The organism is Delftia acidovorans SPH-1, from assembly GCF_000018665.1.
GTDB classification, from domain to species: Bacteria; Pseudomonadota; Gammaproteobacteria; order Burkholderiales; family Burkholderiaceae_C; genus Comamonas; species Comamonas acidovorans.
This window is the reverse complement of sequence record NC_010002.1, coordinates 4,767,420-4,786,728: the sequence shown is the minus strand read 5'-3', so window position 1 is coordinate 4,786,728 and position 19,309 is coordinate 4,767,420. Positions and strand designations below refer to the sequence as shown.

At 68.6% G+C, this 19,309-nt stretch carries 16 protein-coding genes; 6 read left to right on the top strand and 10 right to left on the bottom strand.

Going from position 1 to position 19,309, the window contains the following annotated elements; genetic code table 11:
* Positions 1-45: 45 nt before the first annotated feature.
* The 5 genes from DACI_RS22015 to DACI_RS21995 all read right to left on the bottom strand — a co-directional run bounded on the left by DACI_RS22015 (position 46) and on the right by DACI_RS21995 (position 8,467).
* Positions 46-2,265 carry a TOMM precursor leader peptide-binding protein gene (locus DACI_RS22015; protein ID WP_043782265.1) on the bottom strand — a complete coding sequence of 740 codons (2,220 nt, stop codon included), beginning with the start codon at positions 2,263-2,265 and terminating at the stop codon, positions 46-48.
* Complete coding sequence (locus tag DACI_RS22010) at positions 2,222-3,088, bottom strand: class I SAM-dependent methyltransferase (protein WP_225970978.1); 867 nt, start codon at positions 3,086-3,088, stop codon at positions 2,222-2,224. The genes DACI_RS22015 and DACI_RS22010 overlap by 44 nt, the downstream gene beginning before the upstream one ends.
* Positions 3,063-3,848, bottom strand: a complete 786-nt coding sequence (locus DACI_RS22005; protein WP_012206169.1) for a BMA_0021/BMA_0022 family TOMM bacteriocin — start codon at positions 3,846-3,848, stop codon at positions 3,063-3,065. The genes DACI_RS22010 and DACI_RS22005 overlap by 26 nt, the downstream gene beginning before the upstream one ends.
* A 17-nt stretch (positions 3,849-3,865) precedes the next feature.
* Positions 3,866-7,954, bottom strand: a complete 4,089-nt coding sequence (locus tag DACI_RS22000) for a TOMM system kinase/cyclase fusion protein (RefSeq protein ID WP_043782264.1) — start codon at positions 7,952-7,954, stop codon at positions 3,866-3,868.
* A gap of 165 nt (positions 7,955-8,119) precedes the next feature.
* Complete coding sequence (locus DACI_RS21995; protein WP_012206167.1) at positions 8,120-8,467, bottom strand: low molecular weight protein tyrosine phosphatase family protein; 348 nt, start codon at positions 8,465-8,467, stop codon at positions 8,120-8,122.
* Between the two features lie 143 nt (positions 8,468-8,610).
* On the opposite strand from DACI_RS21995, the gene DACI_RS21990 reads away from it, so the two are divergent.
* Positions 8,611-9,015: a GFA family protein gene (locus DACI_RS21990; protein WP_012206166.1), complete on the top strand. Its 405-nt coding sequence runs from the start codon at positions 8,611-8,613 to the stop codon at positions 9,013-9,015.
* An 11-nt stretch (positions 9,016-9,026) separates the two neighbouring features.
* Positions 9,027-10,169: a DSD1 family PLP-dependent enzyme gene (locus DACI_RS21985; RefSeq protein WP_012206165.1), complete on the top strand. Its 1,143-nt coding sequence runs from the start codon at positions 9,027-9,029 to the stop codon at positions 10,167-10,169.
* A gap of 76 nt (positions 10,170-10,245) precedes the next feature.
* On the opposite strand, the gene DACI_RS21980 is transcribed toward DACI_RS21985, so the two are convergent.
* Complete coding sequence (locus DACI_RS21980) at positions 10,246-11,253, bottom strand: Bug family tripartite tricarboxylate transporter substrate binding protein (RefSeq protein WP_012206164.1); 1,008 nt, start codon at positions 11,251-11,253, stop codon at positions 10,246-10,248.
* 203 nt (positions 11,254-11,456) lie between these two features.
* On the opposite strand from DACI_RS21980, the gene DACI_RS21975 reads away from it, so the two are divergent.
* On the top strand, positions 11,457-12,356 hold the full coding sequence (locus DACI_RS21975; protein ID WP_012206163.1) for a LysR family transcriptional regulator: 900 nt from the start codon (positions 11,457-11,459) through the stop codon (positions 12,354-12,356).
* A 40-nt stretch (positions 12,357-12,396) separates the two neighbouring features.
* Here DACI_RS21975 and DACI_RS21970 read toward each other — a convergent pair whose 3' ends face one another.
* Complete coding sequence (locus DACI_RS21970; protein WP_012206162.1) at positions 12,397-13,179, bottom strand: IclR family transcriptional regulator domain-containing protein; 783 nt, start codon at positions 13,177-13,179, stop codon at positions 12,397-12,399.
* A 170-nt stretch (positions 13,180-13,349) separates the two neighbouring features.
* On the opposite strand from DACI_RS21970, the gene pobA reads away from it, so the two are divergent.
* The 3 genes from pobA (at position 13,350) to DACI_RS21955 (ending at position 15,965) form a co-directional block, all read left to right on the top strand.
* Positions 13,350-14,525 carry a 4-hydroxybenzoate 3-monooxygenase gene (gene pobA, locus DACI_RS21965; protein ID WP_012206161.1) on the top strand — a complete coding sequence of 392 codons (1,176 nt, stop codon included), beginning with the start codon at positions 13,350-13,352 and terminating at the stop codon, positions 14,523-14,525.
* A gap of 120 nt (positions 14,526-14,645) precedes the next feature.
* Entirely contained in the window at positions 14,646-15,428 is a 783-nt protein-coding gene (locus DACI_RS21960) for a 2OG-Fe dioxygenase family protein (RefSeq protein WP_012206160.1), read from the top strand.
* Between the two features lie 99 nt (positions 15,429-15,527).
* A complete protein-coding gene (locus tag DACI_RS21955; RefSeq protein WP_012206159.1) occupies positions 15,528-15,965 on the top strand; it encodes a universal stress protein in 438 nt (145 codons plus the stop codon).
* A gap of 90 nt (positions 15,966-16,055) precedes the next feature.
* Here the strand turns inward: DACI_RS21955 and DACI_RS21950 are convergent, their stop codons facing one another.
* The 3 genes from DACI_RS21950 to DACI_RS21940 form a co-directional block, all read right to left on the bottom strand.
* Complete coding sequence (locus DACI_RS21950) at positions 16,056-16,610, bottom strand: bacteriohemerythrin (RefSeq protein ID WP_224986183.1); 555 nt, start codon at positions 16,608-16,610, stop codon at positions 16,056-16,058.
* A 110-nt stretch (positions 16,611-16,720) separates the two neighbouring features.
* Positions 16,721-17,704: a Bug family tripartite tricarboxylate transporter substrate binding protein gene (locus DACI_RS21945; protein WP_012206157.1), complete on the bottom strand. Its 984-nt coding sequence runs from the start codon at positions 17,702-17,704 to the stop codon at positions 16,721-16,723.
* Positions 17,705-17,958: 254 nt separating this feature from the next.
* Complete coding sequence (locus DACI_RS21940) at positions 17,959-19,251, bottom strand: Zn-dependent hydrolase (RefSeq protein WP_012206156.1); 1,293 nt, start codon at positions 19,249-19,251, stop codon at positions 17,959-17,961.
* Positions 19,252-19,309: the final 58 nt, after the last annotated feature.

Below are 19,309 nucleotides of genomic sequence, written 5' to 3'. Positions count from 1 at the left end.
GTTGCCAAGCTGAGAGAGTACATGCCCGCTGCGCTGTTCAGTTTGTCAAACGTACAGAGCCAGCGGATTCAGTTCGGATTCCTGCAGCGGCCGGCTGTGCCAGCCCAGGGCCACGGGTACGTTGCGCAGCCGTGGATTGCCCAGTTCCGGCCAGATATGGCACAGGCCGGGAATCACGATCTTGACGGTGTGCACAGGGATGTCGGGGCGCGAGTAGTCGTAGACGATGGTCTCCAGGCCCAGGCCGCGTGCGATGTCCACGCAGCGCGCAATGGCCTGGGCAATGTCCGGCGGCGTGGTGTCCGGCGTGTGCCCAGACAGAGACGCAGGCTGTTGCGGCGGTGCATCGGCGCTGTCCGCAGGGTGCAGGAAGGCCTGCAGTGGCTCGGGCACGGCAAAGCTTTTGCCGGCCGCGATCAGCTGGCTGATTTCGGTGAGGGCGCGTTCGCAGGCCAGGGCGCGGTCCAGGCTGCAGCCAAAGCCCACGGCCCATTGGCCGGTGTCAGCGTGGCGGCCCACGGAGACGACCACCGGTATGCCGAAGTCGTGCGTGATGTCCAGCAGCCAGTATGACCATTGCGGGCCGCAGCTGCGGTCCAGTCGCTGGCGTGTGGCCTGGTCGATGCCTTGCAGCGCAATGGCGGGCCTGCGGATCTGGCCGTACCACCAGATGGCGGCGGCGTCGCGTTCCACCAGTTCCATGAAGCCTTGCAGGATGGCTTCTTCCCGCGTGTTGCCTGCGGCGCAGCCGTTGGAGGTCCAGCCCACGTGGTACTGGCTTTGCGCAGGCGCATGGGCCAGGCAGAAGGCCAGCGGCAGGTAGCGGCGCGCATCGGCGGTCAGGGACCAGGCGGGAGCCCACCACAGGGGCTCGCCCTGGCCGGTGCTGGGGGCCACGGCATGCGGTGGCTTGTCGGTGGCAAAGCCGGCGGTTTGCCGCTCGCTGAAGCGGGCCAGTTCCGTGGGCGCGATGCAGGGCGCGTCCAACTCGGCGGCGGGGGCGATGACCACGGCTTCGTCGCCTTGGTGGAAGGCGGCGTAGCGCTCCACGGCTTCGCACATGGCGCTGGCGCGGGCCTGCACGGCCGACAGGCCCTTGCCCAGGCACAGCTGTGTTCCGGAGCCGGCCAGGCTGGTGCTGCCGGGGGCCGGTGTTCTGAAGATTTCGCTGCGGTAGATGGTGAGCGCTTCGTCGGTCTCGGCCGTCAGCGGCGTGACCCGGGCAATCACGCCGGTCAGCGGGCTGACGTGCTGCGACAGGCGCTGCACCGTGGTCTCGGCCGGCACGCTGCGCCAGCCGCCATCGGCGCGCGCGGCATGCGTGCCGGGAACTGGCGCAATGCGTTCACGCTGGCGCAGGGCCATCAGCCCTGGCGTGCCGCAGTGCGGGCATTGCGGGCGGGCGGCCACCGGGTGGGGCTGGTCAGGCTCCAGCGTCCACACGGTTTGCGCCGCATCGGTGTGCGCCAGCAGGCGCTGCACCATGGGCAGCAGGGCCTGCAGCCGCGTGGCGATGAGGTCGGCGCCGGCGCGCACGGGCGGGCAGCGGTCGCTGTCCTGAGGCTGGCCGTGCTTGCCGCCGCGTGCGGGATGGTTGCGTTGCCAGCGGTGTGCGAGGCAATGCCAGCAGGCCGCTGCCTGGGGTTTGAAAAGCGGCCCCGCCATGGCCTGCTCGCCCGCTGGCCGCACCAGCAGCCAGGGCCGGCCTGCGGCACGCTGGCCGGCGTCAATGGCGCCCAGGCGCGGGTCCAGATAGTCGTCGCAGAAAACGATGGTGAGTGGGGTGGTGGCGGGTGCCTGCGTGGCCCCGGCAACGGCCACAGCCCAGTGGCAGGCGGCTGTGCTGTCAAGCGCTGCAGTCAGCATGACGATGTCGATCTGCTCCGATGCCTGCAGGCGCACGGGCGGGGCCGAGAAATCCGGCTGCAGATAACCGTGGCCGTTCAAGCCGCTGTGCTGTACCGGCTGGACCAGGCCCTGGCGCAGCAGGGCGCCCAGGGCGTGCAGCATCTGTGCAAGCGGCGCATCGGGCACCGCAGCGCAGTGCTGCATGAGGCTGGTGCCTGCCTGCAGCGGGGCGTTCAGCGCCAGCACGGCGGCAGAACCCAGGGCCAGGGTGTCGCGTTCGCTGGCCAGCAAAAGGCGGTCGCCCTGCTGCACGGGCGGCAGGAATTTCTCGTGCCAGCGAAAGGCGTGGGCGAACAGGTCCGGGGCCGTGGGCTCAGGCAAGAGACGGTGCTCCGAGTTCAAGGCGGACGACGGCATAGGGGTGCTGGCCGGTGGTGGCGTGGAAGGCGGTCTCGAACAGCTGGTGCTGCTGCGAGAACCGGGCATACAGGTGCTCTTGCAGGCTGATGCGGATGGCGGGGTGGATGCGCTCTATCTGCGCGCCGTCCGCAAAGCCGGAGACGACGGGCAGGCGCATTCCGCCCACCTGCATGGGCAGCCTCGCAAGGGCCGGGTGCACATGGTCGAGCACGACGGTGCACGGCGGGCTGCCGGGCGCGGCAAAGCGCTGGGCCAGCTGCTGCAGCATGGCCTCCAGCGCAGCCTGGGGAAGATAGGGGCAGACGCCTTCCAGCAGCACCAGAACGGGCTGGTTGCCGGGCAGGGCGGCGGTGTCCAGCCACGAGGTGTCGAGGATGGAGCAGGCGAGGTTGGCTTCAGGGCCTGCAATGTATTGCGCGCGCAGGGCGATGGCGTCGGGCAGGTCCACGTTCAGCCAGCGTGCGGTGCCGGCCTCGGGTGCCAGGCGGTTGCGCCGCGTGCACAGGCCTGCACCCAGCGCAATGCACAGGCCGGACGGATGGGCGGTCAGAAATTCGGTGGTGAGCCGGTCGAACAGCTGCGAGCGCAGCACCACGCTGCGTACAAAGGCGGGGTCGGCCGCATGGGCCTCGCTGGCCTGGGGCAGGGCGGCGGCAATGCGGCGCGCCTCGGAGTCGGAAAAAGGCGGCAGGTCCGGCAGTTCCGTGGAAGCTGCCGGACCTGCCGCCCGGGCACGTGCCGCCAGCGTCAGCAGCAAGGTGGCCGTGGCCCCTTGCAGCTGCGCCGGTGCCGTATCAGCAGGTGAAGGGGTAGGCGTCACCGGTGTTGTTGTAGGAGGTGAGGGCGATGGCCCACAGGTCCTGCTCGGCGGGTGCCACCGGGTAGTTCAGCACGATGCCGTTCTTGATGGCCGTGCCGTCTGCGCGCTGCAGGTTCCATTCGCCGCGTGCCGCATCCCAGGTGAAGGCCTGCTCGGTCTCGAAACGCACCTGGAAGTTGAACGGGTTGTTGTAGCCCAGCCATTGGCTCAGCACGGGGGCCTTGTCCTTGCCGTCGTCACGCGTCAGCTCTGCGTGGAACTCGGGCGACTGCCAGGCCAGGGCGATGGCGCGCAGCACCACGCCGCCAAAGGCCAGCAGCGAGTCGGGGCCGCCGCCGGGGATGCCCAGGCCCGTGGGCAGGGCGGCCTTGAGCGTGCCGTTGCTCGGTTCCTCGAACGAGGTGCTGACGCCCATGAAGTTGGGGAACAGCTGGTAGTAGGCGGCCAGGGCCTCGGAGGCGTGGGTCTGGGGCGCCTGGGGCAGGACGATGACGAATTCATCGTCAGGACCGATCCAGCCGGCCGTGAGCACGGGCTTCCATTCGGCGCGCTGGGTGGGGTCGTCGCTCAGGCGCAGCGACACATCGACCTGTGGCCACTGGGTCGGCAGGCTGAAGTCGCGGTGCAGCATGGGCTGGATGTCGCGCTGCCCCAGCAGGTCACGGCGGTAGGCGTCATCCTGCCAGGAGCGGGCGATGGCCCGCAGATAGGCAAGGCGGAATGCGAGCAACGGTTCAGTATTCTGCAGCTGGGTGGTCATGTGACTTCATCCTCGGTTCAAGATAAATGCGCCTGGCCGGGCAGAGGCCCGGACAGGAGCACGGACAGTTCAGGCCGCAATGCGGCCAGCTCACTCAGGCGCGCGGCCACGTCCGGCCTGGCGGGTGCCAGGGCCAGCGACAGGACCAGCGCCTCGGTTTCGGTGCGGTGCTTGCCGGCGGTGCGCGCAGTCCCTGCCGCCTGGGCCAGGCTGTCCTGCACGGCTGCGTGGTCGGCGCCCATGGCCAGCAGGAAGCGGGCCTTCTTCAGGTGCAGCTCGCTGCTGTGCAGCCGTTCGTCCAGCACGTCGGCCAGGCGCAGGCATTCGTCGATCTTGTCCAGGGCTTCGGTCCAGCGCCCGCTGGCCGCCAGCATTTCGGCGACGAAGGAGCGGTAGTAGGTCTGGCAGTAGCGGCAGCCCATGTCCCAGAGCAGCTGCGCCGTGCCGCTGGCGCGTTCAATGCCCTCGGCGCTGGCGCTGCCTGCGCTGTCACCCAGCGCCCAGCAGCGGATGATGTCCGCATAGCCCGAGAACGCGGGCAGGCCGTAGCGGGCCGTGATGTCCAGCAGCTCGCCCGTGGTGGCCAAGGCGCTTTCCTTGTCGCCACGCGCCTGGTGGACCAGGGCCTGGTAGAGCAGGGCCATGCTCAGGGAGGGGATGTGCGAGACCTCGTGCGCCAGGCGCACGGCGTCGTTCGCATCGGCCAGCGCGGCCTGGTCGAAGCCGGCGAACCAGCGCACCAGGGCGCGCCCGCAGGTGGCCCAGACGCGCGTGTCGAAGCCGAACTCGGCCGCATGGTGGGCATGGGCCACGGGGTCGTAGCGGGTGATGGCGTCGGTCAGCGCTTCTTCGGCCTGCTCGAATCGGCCGTCGGAGTAGTGGGCCAGGCCCAGGTAGGTCTGCGCGGCCACCAGCACGCCCGTGTCCTGCTGGCGCACGGCCTGCTCCAGCAGGCGGCGGCTGAGCTGGCGCACTTCCTCGCGGTTGCTGGCCACATGGTGGTAGGTGATCAGCATCCACAGGTGCTGCACCTGCTTGTAGTCGGCCACCGCGTTGGCGCCGGGGCCGGCCAGCAGCTCCTGCGACAGCGCGATGCTTTCCACCACCTGGGCATGGGCCCAGCCGTGCTTGTTCATCAGCGCCTGGGTCACGTAGCTGTTGACGTCCAGCCGCGCCTCGCGCTGGGCCACGCCCTGGAGCTGGTGCAGCCAGTCGTCGATGTGGCGCGCGTAGGCAATGGTTTCATCGTTGAGCGAGCGCAGCTGCGTGATGCGCAACTGCCGCACCGCAAGCGCCACGGCCTGGGCATGGTCGCCCGCGTCTGCCCAGTGCTGGGCCACGCCTGCGGGTTCTGCGGCAACGCGCTGGGGCTGGTGCTGCATCAGGGCCAGGGCCACGTCGCGGTGCAGCAGCCGGCGCTGCGATGCCAGCATGCATTCGTAGGCCGTATCGCGGATCAGCGCGTGGCGGAACATGAAGGCGCCGGCGCCCGCACGTTCATCGGCAATGACCAGGCCGGCCTGGCCCAGCTGCGCCAGTTCCTGCTCGACCTCGCCTTGCGGGCGTTCCACGCAGGCGCACAGCAGGCCGAAGTCGAAGTGCCGGCCCATGGTGGCGGCCAGTTGCAGCAGCGGCTTGAGCGGGCCGATGCGGTCAAAGCGGCTGACCAGCGAGTCGCGCAGGGTCAGCGGAATGGCGGCCGGCAGCCCGGCATGGCGAAAGTCCCAGACGCCGTCCTGCTCCACCAGGTGGGCATCCAGCAGCATGCGCGCCATTTCCTGGATGAACAGCGGCACGCCGTCGGTGCGCTCCACCACGTGGCGGATCACGGCGGGGCTGAGCCTGCGCGGCGCCAGCGTCTGGCGGGCCAGCTCGGTGGCCTGGGCGTCTTCCAGGCGCCGCACGTCCACGCACTCGGCCTGCAGGCCTTCGGGCGGCTGCCATTGCGGCCGCGCCGTCAGCACCAGCAGCACGCGCCGCCCGGGCAGGCGCGCTACCAGTTGCTCCAGCAGTTCGATGCTGGTGGGGTCGGCCCAGTGCACGTCTTCGACGACCAGCAGCAGGGGCTCGGCTTCGGACATGTGCAGCAGCCATTGCGCGGTGGACTGCAGCAGCAGCGCCCTTTGCATGACGGCCGAGATGCGGCTGGGCTCGCAGTCGCCCAGGGGCAGCGAGAGCCAGGCGCACAGAATGGGCAGGGCGGCCTCGGCATCGCAGCCTGCGGCGCGCAGGGCTTCGCGCATCTGCTCGCGGTGGTCCTGCGGGGGATCGGCCGACTCCAGCCGCTGCCGTATCAGGCCCAGGAAAGGGGTCAGCGCGGTGTTGCGGTGCTCGGGCTGGCATTGCAGCACCACGGTGTTTGCGCCCTGTGCCCTGGCGTGGACGAGCAGCATGTCGGCCAGGCAGGATTTGCCGATGCCCGGCTCGCCGCGAATCCACAGCGCATTGCCCCCTGCTTCGCGGGCCCGCGCCCATGCGTCGTGCAGGCGCTGCAGTTCGGGTTCGCGGCCTATGCACTGCAAGGCCGCATCGGACACAGGCCCTGGCAGTGGCTCGGCCGGCTGTTCCAGCTCCAGGCGATAGGTCTGCATGCCCGTGGGCTGGCCGGGCAGGCGCAGGCTGCCGGCTTTCTCGAAGCGCGCATGGCGGGCCAGCAGGCGATGGCTGCTTTCGCTGGCCAGCAGGGTGCCCGCATCGGCGATGGCCTCCAGCCGCATGGCCACGTTGACGGCATGGCCCGAGGGCGCTTCGCCGCCGACCACCACGGCCATGCCGGTGTGCAGGCCCATGCGGATTCCCAGGTGCAGTCCGTGGACCTGCTCGATGGCGGCCGCGCGGCTGCGGCTGAGCGTCAGCAGCTCCTGCGCCGTCATGCCGGCCTGGCGGGCATCGGTGTCGCTGGTGTGCGGGTAGCCGAAGAGCACCAGCATGCGGTCGCCCAGCGTGCCCGCCAGCATGCCTCCGCGCCGGGTGGCAACGTCGGAGAACAGCGTGAGTTCCTCGCGCTGCAGCAGTTCGATGTCTTCGATGTTCAGCCCCTGCGAGGGCTGGCTTGAGGTGCCCGTCGTGCCGTCCATGCCGTGGGTATCGCTGCCCGGCCAGAGGGAGACGCTGCAGCACAGCACGGTGAGCTGGCGCACTTCGGAGAACACCCGTGTGGTGGCCACGGTGCGTGTCAGGTCCGCCTGCTGCACCTGGGCGGCGGCGGGCAACTGGCCCACCAGATCGTCCAGCCGCACGCGCATGAGGTCCCTGAGCAGGGCCGCCGCCGAGTCGCTGCGCTCCGCGGGCCGCTTCTTGAGCGCCTTGCGCAGCAAGGTGGCGATGGGGTGGGTGGAGATGGCCGGCGGCAGCTGCACTTCCTGCGGGCTGAGCTGGCGGTGCACGATCTCGGCCACCGAGGCACCCTGCACGGCGGGCGTGCCCGTCAGGCATTCAAGGAACATCAGCCCCCAGGCATACAGGTCGGTGCGGGCGCTGGGCGGCTCGCCGCGCAGCTGCTCGGGGGCGCTGTAGGCAGGCGTGCCCAGGCACTCGTCGCCCATGGTGAGCTGCGAGACCTGCGGGCCGGCAAACTGCGGAATGACGGTGCCGATGCCGAAGTCCAGAACCATGGCGTGCCGCACGGCGCCCGTGGAGGTGACCATCACGTTGTCAGGCTTGAGGTCGCGGTGCACGATGCCGGCGGCATGCGCGCAGTCCAGCGCATCGAGCACCTCGGCCATGAGGCGGCCGGCCTCGGCCGCCGTCAGCACGCCCTGGCGGCGGATCAGGCTTTTGAGGGTCTCGCCGGGCACATATTCGAAGACGCCGTAGACGCAGTCGCCTTGCTCGCCCTTGTCCAGCAACTGGACGATGTGCGGATGGTGCAGGGACGCGCACAGCATGGTCTCGCGGTGGAAGCGCTCCACCTGGCGGCCGCCTTCCTGCAGCCTGACGACCTTGATGGCCACCGATGCACCCGTGCGCCGGTGGCGCGCGCGGTAGACGGTGCCGTAGCCACCCGATCCCAAGGTTTCCAGCAGTTCGTAATCGGGTATTTCCAGGGGGGCTGGCGCCACCGGGGTCACCGCAGCTTGCGTGGGGTTGGTGATGGCATCGTGCATTTCAGCCTCGGTTGGGGGTCCTCCTGGAGGGTATCCAGTCGTCCATTTGTCATACGGCAGACCGTGCTTTTGATACCGTTCGTTACTATAGCGTACGTCCGAATGCAATTGACTGTTTTTGCCTACGTGCTTGCCTATGGTTGCCGTCGCCGTGGCGTCCGGCGCTCAGTCCAGTTGCAGCAGTGCGCTGACGGCGGTCTGCAGCGTGTCCACCAGTTCCGGGTCCATGTAGCGGTACTCGTCAGGGATATCGAGCACATGCAGGCGCTTTTGCGCCAGCAGCCGGCCGAAATCGGCCTTGAGGCGGGACTGGTGCCTTTCCTCCATCACGAGAATCACGTCGGCCCAGGCCACATCGTCGGCCGACACGCGGTGGCGGGCGCCCGCACTGGTGCCGCCCGAGCGCACCTGCAAGGCAGGGTGCCTGCGCCAGACCTGCTCTGCCGTGGGACTGCGCCACTGATTGCGGCTGCAGACGAAGAGGACCTTGAGGCGGTTGTCATTGCGGGGCATGGCTGACAAGGGGGATGGGTGGTTGAGAGGACTGGCGCGCAGTGTAGGGCGCCGCGGTTTGCAGGTGCTGCGCCATCGCCTATGATGCGCGGCACCTGTGAATAATCACAGCTACTTGCAACCCACGGAAAGGTCCACGCACCATGAACGGTCACTGTCTTTGCGGCGCTGTCAGCTTTGTCTCTCCCCAGGCCCGGGAAATCGGCGCCTGCCACTGTGGATACTGCCGGCGCTGGGGCGGCGGCCCCATGCTGACCGTGCATTGCGGGCCCGATGTGAAGTTCGAGGGCGGCGAGAACATCGGCACCTATGCCTCCTCCGAATGGGCCGAGCGCGCCTTCTGCAGGCAGTGCGGCACGCACCTGTACTACCGGCTGCACGCCACGGGCGAGTACTTCGTGCCGGCCGGCGCCTTCGAGTCGCAGGACTTCGAGCTGGCCACGCAGATCTACATCGACAGGAAGCCCGGCTACTACGACTTCGCCAACCAGACACCGACCATGACCGAGGCCGAGGTCATCGCCCAATACGCGCCCCCGCAGGAATGAGGCACAGCCCCATGCCCCTGCACGATGACTCCAGCGGCCTGGCAATGGAGCCTGCCGCACGGCCCGGCGATCCGCTCGACCGGGTCGATACACCCAGCCTGGCGCTGGACCTGACTGTCTTCGACGCCAACCTGCGCACCATGCAGGACTGGGCCGACCGCCACGGCGTGGCGCTGCGCCCGCATGCCAAGGCGCACAAGTGCCCGCAGATCGCGCTGCGCCAGCTGGCGCTGGGCGCGCGCGGCATCTGCTGCCAGAAGGTGAGCGAGGCCGTGCCCTTTGTGGCGGCCGGCGTGCGCGACATCCTGATCAGCAACGAGGTGGTGGGACCCGCCAAGCACGCGCTGCTGGCCCGGCTGGCGCGCAGTGCGCGCATGGCCGTGTGCGTGGACAACGCGGCCAACCTGGTGCAGTTGTCCGAGGCCATGTCGCAGGCGGGCGTGGAGATCGACGTGCTGGTGGAGGTGGACGTGGGCCAGGGCCGCTGCGGCGTCACGGGCCCCGAGGCCGTGCTGGCCCTGGCGCGGCAGGCGCACGACCTGCCGGGCGTGAATTTCGCGGGCCTGCAGGCCTACCACGGCGCGGTGCAGCACCGGCGCAGCCGCGAAGAGCGTGCGCAGGTCTGCCGGGAGGCGGCGCGCCAGGCGGCGGCATGCGCGCAACTGCTGCGCGACAACGGCATGGCCTGCCACACCATCACGGGCGGCGGCACGGGCAGCGTGGAGTTCGACGCGGCCAGCGGCGTCTACACCGAGCTGCAGCCGGGCTCCTATGCCTTCATGGATGGCGACTACGGCGCCAACGAGTGGGACGGGGCGCTGGCCTTTCGCAGCAGCCTGTACCTGCTGTCCACGGTGATGAGCACGCCCGCGCCGGACCGCGTCATCCTGGACGTGGGCCTGAAGTCCACTTCGGCCGAATGCGGGCCGCCTGCCGTGTACGGCACGCCGGGCCTGCGCTGCGTGGCCATCAACGACGAGCACAGCGTGGTGCGCGTGGAGCCGGGCGCCCAGGCGCCCGCCCTGGGCAGCGTGCTGCAGCTTCTGCCCTCGCACGTGGACCCGACATTCAACCTGCACGACGAGCTGGTGGTGCTGCAGGACGGCGTGGTCCACGCGCTGTGGCCGATTGCGGCGCGCGGGCTGTCGCGCTGAAGACGGCATGAAAAAAGCCGCCGGCCTTGCGGCGCGGCGGCTTTTTTGCGTCTGCGGCCTGCTTGTGGCCTGTGGCTTACAGCTCGATCTTGGCGCGGCGGATCACGTCGCCAAAGCGCTTGTTCTCTTCGACGATGAAGGCCTTGAACTCTTCGGGCGTGGGGAAGTAGTTCTCGTAGCCGAAGGTCTGGAACTTGGGCTGGATGTCGGGCTCGCGCAGAGCCTTCATGGTGTCCTGGCGGATCTTCTCGACCACGGCGGGCGGCGTGGACTTGGAGACGGCAAAGGCATTCCAGCCGGTGACCACGGCATCGGCCGGGCCGCCCGATTCGGCCACGGTGGGCACATCCTCGTAGCCCTTGAGGCGGTGGGGTGCCAGCACGGCCAGGAAGCGCAGCTTGCCCGAACGCATCAGCGGGCCGGCCGTGCCCGAGGAGCCCAGCGCAAAGGCCAGCTCGCCCGTGGCCACGCTGGTGTACAGCTGGCTGGTTTCCTTGTAGATGACGTGTTCCATCTTGGTGCCCGTCAGCGACTCCAGCAGGGCCGAGCCCAGGTGCACCGGATTGCCCACGGACCACGAGCCGTAGTTCAGCTTGCCGGGGCGCGCCTTGGCGTCGGCAATCAGGTCGGCCACGGTCTTGTAGGGGCTGTTGACCGGCACGCAGACGAAGAAGAAGGTGCGAAACAGCGGCAGGACGACCTCGAAGTCCTTGTCGATGTTGTAGGGCAGCTTCTTGAACAGGTGGGGATAGGCGGCCAGGTGGACGTTGTCCAGCTGGATGATGTCCGTGCCGTCGGTGGCGCCGCGCTTGAAGGCCTCGATGGCGATGAAGCCGTTGCCACCGGGGCGGTTTTCCACGATGACGGGCTGGTTCCACAGGCGCGCCAGCTTGTCGGCCACCAGGCGCGAAGTGCCGTCCGGACCGCCGCCCACGGGGAACGGATTGATGATGCGCACCTGCTTGGTGGGCCAGTTGGCGGCGGCACCCGACTGGGCACGCGCGGGCGCCAGCGCGCCCAGGGCCAGGGCGCCAAGGGCGAGGCCCGCCTGGCGGCGATTGATGCTGAAGGCGCTGTCTTTCATGGTTTGTCTCCGAGTCGCTGTTGGGCTTGCTGGGTGGCTTGGCCCTATGCCGGGAATGCACGGGCCGCTCTTGTTTTTTCGCTCTCTTGCGGGAGCGGCTGGATCATCCAGTCGCCGCATTGTGTCAGTTCGCTGCAAAGCACCTAGCCATGGCCGCCGCTAGCAGCTATAGCAAAATGGCATAAGTGAGGAGACGATAGAACATGAATTTGCAGCAGATAGAGACCTTTGTGCATGTGGCCGAGACCGGCAGCTTCAGCAAGGCGGCCGTGCTGCTGGAGACGGCCCAGCCCGCACTGAGCCGCCAGGTGCGGGCGCTGGAAACCGAGCTGCGCGAAACCCTGCTGATCCGCACTGGCCGCGGCGTGACGCTGACCGACGCGGGCCGCCGCCTGCTGGAGCACGGCCACGCCATCATGCAGCGCGTGGCGCTGGCCAAGGAGGATCTGGGCAGCCAGCGCGACGAGCCCGTGGGCCGCATCGTGGTGGGCCTGCCGCCCAGCCTGGCGCGGCGCCTGACGCTGCCGCTGATCGACCTGTTCAGCAAGGACATGCCCAAGGCCCGCCTGGCCGTGGTCGAGGGCTTTTCCATGAACATCGCCGAATGGCTGACTTCGGGCCGCATGGACCTGGGCCTGGTCTACACGCCCGAGCCGCATCCGCACATCGAGGTCACGCCCGTGCTGGAAGAGCGCCTGTGCCTGATCGGCCCGGCGCGCACCCTGGGCGGGCGCAGCGGCGTGCGCTTTGACGAGCTGTCGCAGTTTCCTTTGATCATGCCGCAGCACGGCCAGATCTTCCGCAAGCTGATGGAAGCGCAGGCCACGCTGTCCCAGGTCAAGCTCAACGTGGTCTGGGAAGTGTCCAGCGTGCCGGCCATCCTGGACCTGGTGCGCGGCGGCTACGGCTACGCCGCGCTGACCGACAGCGCCATGCGCAGCCACCTGACCGATGCCGAGCTGGTGGGCATTCCCATCGAGTCGCCCCATGTGGTGAGCACGCTGTGCCTGGCGCAGTCGGCCAAGAAAAAGGCCACGCCGCTGATCCGCAAGACCTCGCTGGCCCTGCGCGAACTGAGCCGGCTGGTGTGCGCGCCGCTCTGAGCGGCTGCAGCGACGGAGGCAGGCCGCAGGTCAGCAGGCCTCAGAGCAGCGGCCGCAGCTCCCGCGCCGCCTCCTGCAGCAGCGGCAGCAGTTCGGCCGCCATGTCGGCGGGCGCCATGCGCTGGGGCGAGGTCACGATGTTGAGCGCGGCCACCGTGCGGCCCTCCATGTTGCGCAGCGGCACGGCCAGGGCCTGCACGGCCAGCTCATGCTCTTCCAGGGCCAGGCAGAAATCCTGTCGGCGCACTTCGTCCAGCACGCCTTCGAGCGCTGCGCTGTCCGTCACCGTGTGGGCGGTCAGGCGCCGCAGATCGTGCGATGCCAGCCATTGCCTGAGCTCGGCCGCAGGCAGGGCGGCCAGCAGCACGCGGCCCGTGGAGGTGGCGTGGGCGGGCAGGCGGCTGCCCAGGTGCAGGCCGTGGGCCATGAGGCGTTGGCCGCGCTCGTGCAGGGCGCTGCGCGCGACGATGACCACCTCGTGGCCATCGCGCACCACGCAGGAAAACGACAGCTGGGTCTGCGCCGCCAGCCGGTAGAGCACGGGCTGGACGATGCGCGGCAGCCGCGCCGAGGCCAGGTAGCTGCCCGACAGCCGCAGCACCTTGGGCGCCAGCCAGAAATGGCTGCCGTCCGTCTCCAGGTAACCCAGGTGCGTCAAGGTCAGCAGATGGCGGCGCGCGGCCGTGCGCGTGATGCCAGAGCGCTCGGCCGCCATGGTGGCGTTCAGGCGCTGGCGCTCGGTGTCGAAGCTCTCCAGCACGGCCAGGCCCTTGGCCAGGCCGGCGATGAAGTCATCCGGGTCGATGGGAAAGGGCTGGTTCATGGGCGGGGAGGGCGGGCATGCAGGTAGTGCGCGATTGTCGCGCAGATTGCGCGATCACCGCGCAACGCGTGCTGCAGCCCCTCGTCTTTGCGCTGCCTCAAAACTAATCTCGGGCGCAGGCCATGGCATGAACCGGCCATGACATCGAACAACGCAACGGAGACAAATCAATGCGCACCCAAGTCGCCATCATCGGTGCAGGCCCTGCCGGCCTGCTTCTCGGCCAGCTGCTGTACCGCGCGGGCATAGACAACGTCATCATCGAGCAGCGCAGCGCCGACTACGTGCTGGGCCGCATCCGTGCCGGCGTGCTCGAACAGGTCACGGTGGACCTTCTGGAGCAGGCCGGTGCCGACGCCCGCATGCGCGCAGAAGGCCTGCCGCACGATGGCATCGAGCTGCTGTTCGGCGGCCAGCGCCACCGCATCGACCTGCATGGCCTGACCGGCGGCAAGCGCGTCATGGTCTACGGCCAGACCGAGGTCACGCGCGACCTGATGGAAGTGCGCGCCGCCGAGGGCCTGACCACGGTCTACGAGGCCGGCAACGTGCAGCCCGTGGGCTTCGATGGCGACAGCCCCGTCGTGCGCTACGAAAAGGACGGCCAGGTCCATGAGCTGCAATGCGACTTCATCGCCGGCTGCGACGGCTTTCACGGCATCTGCCGCGCCAGCGTGCCCCAGGACAAGGTGCGCACCTTCGAGAAGGTCTACCCCTTCGGCTGGCTGGGCCTGCTGTCGGACACGCCGCCCGTCTCGCACGAACTGATCTACGCCCAGACCGAGCGCGGCTTCGCACTGTGCAGCCAGCGCAGCGCCACGCGCAGCCGCTACTACCTGCAGGTGCCGCTGACCGAAAAGGTCGAGGACTGGAGCGACGAGGCCTTCTGGAGCGAACTGCGCCTGCGCCTGGACCCCGAGGCACGCGAGCGCCTGGTGACCGGCCCCTCGCTGGAAAAGAGCATTGCCCCGCTGCGCAGCTTCGTGACCGAGCCCATGCGCTTCGGCCGCCTGTTCCTTGCCGGCGACGCGGCCCACATCGTGCCGCCCACGGGCGCCAAGGGCCTGAACCTGGCCGCCTCGGACGTGGGCTACCTGTCCAGCGCCTTCGCGCAGTACTACCGCGACAAGGCGCCCGAAGGCATCGACGGCTACTCCGAGCAATGCCTGCGCCGCGTCTGGAAGGCCGAGCGCTTTTCGTGGTGGATGACCTCGCTCATGCACCGCTTCCCCGATGCAGGCGGCTTCGACACCAAGGTGCAGGAGGCGGAGCTGGACTACATCGTCAACTCCCGTGCAGGCTCGACCTCGCTGGCGGAGAACTATGTGGGGTTGCCGCTGGTGTGAGCCCAGGGCAATAGCGAGGGGCAGCGCCCGCATTGATGCGCGCCTGTCGCCACAGCATTGCGCAAATTTGCAGCCCGCCTCGCCCGGACGGGTGCGGGCGAGGAGTAAGCTTGTCGGGTTATGGCGCACATCACGTTTCCCCCTCCCTATATCGCCCCCCAGAATGCAGCGCAGTCGCTGCGCGACGCAGGCTATGCGGTGCTGCGCCCCGATGAATTCGCGGCCTGGACAGGCGTGTCATTGACCGAGCTGCATGCGCTCGATGCCGACTGGGCCCAGCTGCCGCCCGATGCCTTTCTGAAGGACGGCGGGCGCTACCGGCGCCGCCGCCATTCCTGCTTCATCGCCGGGCAGGACGGGCTGCAGCAGGTGGAGCACCGCGCGCACTGGCAGCCGGTGGAATACAACGCCCTGCATGGCGGCATGCTGCGCATGTTCGATCCCATGCGCGACGCCACGGCGCAAAGCGCCACCTGGAGCCGGCTGCTGCTGGCGCTGGCCGGCCTGTCCGACCAGGTGTTCTGCGCCCGGGGCAACGATGTGCAGCACGAGCGCTGGTTCATCGAGTCCCACCAGTTCCGCATCGACACCACGGACGGCATTGGCCGGCCCACGCCCGAAGGCGCGCACCGCGACGGCGTGGACCTGGTGGCGGTGATCCTGGTCGGGCGCGAGGGCGTGAAGGGCGGCGAGACACGCATCTTCGAGGCCACGGGCCCCAGCGGCCAGCGCTTCACGCTGACCGAGCCCTGGTCGGTGATGCTGCTGGACGATGCCCGCATGATCCACGAGACCACGCCCATCCAGCCCGAGCAGCCGGGCGGCGTGCGCGATACCCTGGTGCTGACCTATCGCCGCCAGGGTTTCCAGGGCTCGGAGCTGACGCGTCGCCGCAAGGATTGATGCAGCTCAAGATGCTGGCGCATGATGGGCGCACACTTTGGTTCATCGACCCGGCCGCCCCCGATTGCTGACGGCGGCCAAGCACAAAGGAGAAAACGCATGTTCAAGCACATCCTGGTTCCCGTGGACGGCTCCAACAGCTCGATGCTGGCGGTTCACAAGGGCGTGGAGCTGGCCAAGGCCTTTGGCAGCACGCTGACGGCGGTCTACGTGGTGGACCCCTATCCGTTCACGGGCGTGGGCGCCGACTTCGCCTACGGCCAGTCGCAGTACCTGAGCGCGGCCACGGCCGAGGCCAACACCACGCTGGACGCCGTCAAGAAGATCACCGACGAGGCCGGCATCACCGCCACCACCGTGGTGGGCGAAGGCCATGCGGTGCACGAAGGCATCGTGCGCGTGCTCGAGAGCACGGGCGCCGACCTGATCATCATGGGCTCGCAAGGCCGCCGTGGCCTGGAAAAGCTGATGCTGGGCAGCGTGACCCAGCGCGTGCTGGGCGCCGTGCGCGTGCCGGTGCTGGTGGTGCGCGAGTAATCACCGGGCCGCTCGGCCCTTCGCCGGGTGAAACGTCAACGGCTCCCTCGGGAGCCGTTTTTGTTGGTGCGCTGCAGGGGGAGAGGGCGATCAGCGATTGAGCAGCCGTGCCAGCCAGCCCTTTTTCTTGCGCTGCAGTTCCAGCTCCTGCAGCACTTCGTTCTTGAGCCTTTCCTTCTCGGCGGCAGGACTGGACTCGCGCGCCATGCGCAGATAGGCCTTGGCCGAGTCCACGTAGCCGGTGTCTTCGTTGCGGATGTGGTTGAACAGCCAGCGCGAGAGCATGCCGTGCAGCTCGGCGGCCACGTCCTCGCCCGCATCGAAGCGGGTCTGCATCTCGATCACGCGGCGCGTGAACAGCTCGTGCACCTTCTTGTGCGGGCCGGCGAACATGTAGCCGGCGCTCTCGATCAGGCTTTCCTCGAACACGAAGTGCGAGACGGTGTAGTCGATCATCTCGCCGATGACATCGCCCAGGGCCTCACGGTCGGGCGACGAGCGCAGCTCGTAGAGCTTGTTGATGTAATCGACGATGCGGCGGTGCTGCCGGTCGATTTCTGCAATCCCGGTGTCCAGCTCGGGGACCCAGACCAGCAATGCCATGACGTTCTCCAGGAATTCGGTGATTTCCAGAGAAGTATTCACGGGACTGTCACATAGCTCCTTGATGCAGATCAGGCTGATCTGCATCAATGAAATGCGGCGTTGGCCATTGCAGGCGGTGCCGGGCATGCAGCCCTGGCACCGCAGGCATGTCACTCGATCTTGGCGCCCGAGGACTCGACGATCTGCTTGGACTGCTTGAAGTCGGCCTGGAACATCTTGTCGAAGTCGGCCACGCTCATGGACTGGGGTTCGGCGCCCTGGGTCTGGATGGCGTCGCGCACTTCGGGCATGGCCAGCAGCTTGTTCACTTCGGCGTTGACCTTGGTCACGATGGCCGTTGGCGTGCCCTTGGGCATGAACAGGCCGTACCAGGTGCTCACGTCAAAGCCCTTGAGGCCCGCTTCGGCCAGCGTGGGCGTGTCGGGCAGCGAGGACGAGCGCTTGGCCGATGTGACGGCGATGGCGCGCAGCTTGCCGGCCTTGATCTGGCCGATGGCCGAGGGCACGGAGGACACCAGCAGGTCCACGTTGCCGGCCAGCGCGTCCATCAGGGCCGGGTTGGAGCCCTTGTAGGGCACATGCACCAGCTGGATGCCCGCCGCCTTCTCCAGCAGCACGCCCGAGATGTGGATGCTGGTGCCATTGCCCGGCGAGCCGTAGGTCACCTTGCCCGGGTGCTGCTTGGCAGCGGCCACGATGTCGGCCAGGGTCTTGTAGGGCGAGTTCACGCTGGTGGCGATCACGATGGGCGTGTAGGCCACGTGGGCCACGGGCACCAGGTCCTTGACCGGGTTCCAGGGCAGGTTCTTGTAGAGGTAGGGGCCCAGGACCACGTTGTCCTTCTGGCCCATGACCATGTCGTAGCCCGTGGGCGCTGCCTTGGCGGCCTCGGTGATGCCGATGGTGCCGCCTGCGCCCGCGCGGTTGTCGGGCACCACAGTCCACTTGCTGACTTCGGTGAGCTTGTTGGACACCACGCGCGCGAGGATGTCGGTGCCGCCGCCGGGCGGGAAGGGCACGATCATGCGCACGGGCTTGTTCGGATAGTCGGCCGCCGTGCCTTGGGCGGCTGCGGAAAAGCTCAGGCCCATGGCGGCGGCCACGGCGGTGCAGGTGATCAGTTGGCGGAACATGAAAGAAGAAACTCCAGGGTCTGATGGGGCGGTGCAACCTTCTCGCAGCGGACCGGCAGCGCCGGGCCGCCCATGCGGTGGGTTGTCGATGATCGGGGAGGGTGGTTCCGCCATCTTGCATTGGGAAACCCGCTATTTGGGCGGATTTCCGCAATCTGTGCCACAGGGGCTTCCACCAAGGAGCAGCTTGTGCCTGCTCCAGAGGGAAGCGGGCTATTTTATGCCGCCTTGGACGCTGGCCCCAGGCCAGGCGCTCAGCCCTGCGCCAACTGCCTGTCCAGCACGCGCACCGTCTCGTACAGCACGCGCGTGCCGTCCAGCAGCTGGGCGGGTTCTATCCACTCCTCGGGCGCGTGGCTGCGGCCGTGGAGGCAGGGGATGAAGATCATGCCCATGGGGCCGGTGGGCGCCATGTAGACGGCGTCATGGCCGGCGCCGCTGGGCATGCGCATGTGGGCGTAGCCCAGGTTTGCGCAGGCCTGCTCCACGCCCTGCATGACCAGGCCAGCGCAGTCCGTGGGCCGGGAGCGGCTCACGTCGGACATCTCGGCGCGCACGCGCAAGGCGGCCAGGCCGGGCAGGACTTCGGCCAGCAGTTCCTCGGGGAAGCGCTCCAGCACGCCCGCGTGGTCGCTGCGCACTTCCATCATCATCTCGACCAGGCCGGGCACGGCGTTGGAGGCATTGGGCGTGAGCGATAGCCGGCCCACGGTGGCCACCACATAGTGGGGTTGGCCGCTGAGCGCAGCGGCCTTGCGGTTGGCCGCATCGACGATGCGCGCCGCGCCCACCAGCGCGTCCTGGCGGATGTCCATGGGCGTGGTGCCTGCGTGGTCGGCCTGGCCGCGCACGGTGAAGCTCACGCGGCGGATGCCCACGATGTTCGTCACCACGCCGATCGGCAGGCCGCGCCGCTCCAGCACCGGGCCCTGCTCTATGTGCAGCTCCACGAAGGCGGCCGTGCCGCCGGCGCTGCGCAGCGGGCGGTCCAGCGCCTCGGGCCGCGCGCCGATGCGGCGCATGCCTTCGGCCAGGGTTTCGCCCTCGGGGTTGCGGGCGGCCAGCATGGCGGCGTCCAGCTTGCCCGACAGTGCGCGGCTGCCTATGCAGGAGATTCCATAGTCGCTGGGTTCTTCGGACAGGAAGTCGATCACCTCGAACGGGTGCTGCAGGGCGATGCCGTTTTCGTGCAGGCAGTGCGCGACCTCGATGCCGGCCAGCACGCCGATGATGCCGTCGAAGCGCCCGCCCATCATCACGGTGTCGCAGTGCGATCCGGTGGAGATGGGGGCGCGTTGCACCGGGCCTGGGGCAGCCGGCAGGCGGCCCATCAGGTTGCCGCCTTCATCCAGATGGACCTGCATGCCCGCTGCCTCGAACTGCCCGCGCAGCCAGGCGCGGGCCTGGTCAAATTCAGGGGAGAAGGCGCGGCGCGTCCACGGCACGTCGGGCAGGGTGAAGGTGGACAGGGTCTCCACGCGGCGCCACAGGCGCTCGGCATTGATGGGGGGAAGGTTGGGGGCGGAGGAAGCGGGCAGGGCGGTCATCGGTCTCGGTGGCGTCTGGGGCAGCTGGGATCGGGCAGCCCGAATTCTCGCGCGAAAA

Bases quoted from the DNA above. Each gene is read 5' to 3' on its own strand.
- DACI_RS22015 (WP_043782265.1), bottom strand. From the start codon at position 2,265: ATGCCGTCGTCCGCCTTGAACTCGGAGCACCGTCTCTTGCCTGAGCCC.
- DACI_RS22005 (WP_012206169.1), bottom strand. From the start codon at position 3,848: ATGACCACCCAGCTGCAGAATACTGAACCGTTGCTCGCATTCCGCCTT.
- DACI_RS22000 (WP_043782264.1), bottom strand. From the start codon at position 7,954: ATGCACGATGCCATCACCAACCCCACGCAAGCTGCGGTGACCCCGGTG.
- DACI_RS21995 (WP_012206167.1), bottom strand. From the start codon at position 8,467: ATGCCCCGCAATGACAACCGCCTCAAGGTCCTCTTCGTCTGCAGCCGC.
- DACI_RS21990 (WP_012206166.1), top strand. From the start codon at position 8,611: ATGAACGGTCACTGTCTTTGCGGCGCTGTCAGCTTTGTCTCTCCCCAG.
- DACI_RS21985 (WP_012206165.1), top strand. From the start codon at position 9,027: ATGCCCCTGCACGATGACTCCAGCGGCCTGGCAATGGAGCCTGCCGCA.
- DACI_RS21980 (WP_012206164.1), bottom strand. From the start codon at position 11,253: ATGAAAGACAGCGCCTTCAGCATCAATCGCCGCCAGGCGGGCCTCGCC.
- DACI_RS21975 (WP_012206163.1), top strand. From the start codon at position 11,457: ATGAATTTGCAGCAGATAGAGACCTTTGTGCATGTGGCCGAGACCGGC.
- DACI_RS21970 (WP_012206162.1), bottom strand. From the start codon at position 13,179: ATGAACCAGCCCTTTCCCATCGACCCGGATGACTTCATCGCCGGCCTG.
- pobA (WP_012206161.1), top strand. From the start codon at position 13,350: ATGCGCACCCAAGTCGCCATCATCGGTGCAGGCCCTGCCGGCCTGCTT.
- DACI_RS21960 (WP_012206160.1), top strand. From the start codon at position 14,646: ATGGCGCACATCACGTTTCCCCCTCCCTATATCGCCCCCCAGAATGCA.
- DACI_RS21955 (WP_012206159.1), top strand. From the start codon at position 15,528: ATGTTCAAGCACATCCTGGTTCCCGTGGACGGCTCCAACAGCTCGATG.
- DACI_RS21945 (WP_012206157.1), bottom strand. From the start codon at position 17,704: ATGTTCCGCCAACTGATCACCTGCACCGCCGTGGCCGCCGCCATGGGC.
- DACI_RS21940 (WP_012206156.1), bottom strand. From the start codon at position 19,251: ATGACCGCCCTGCCCGCTTCCTCCGCCCCCAACCTTCCCCCCATCAAT.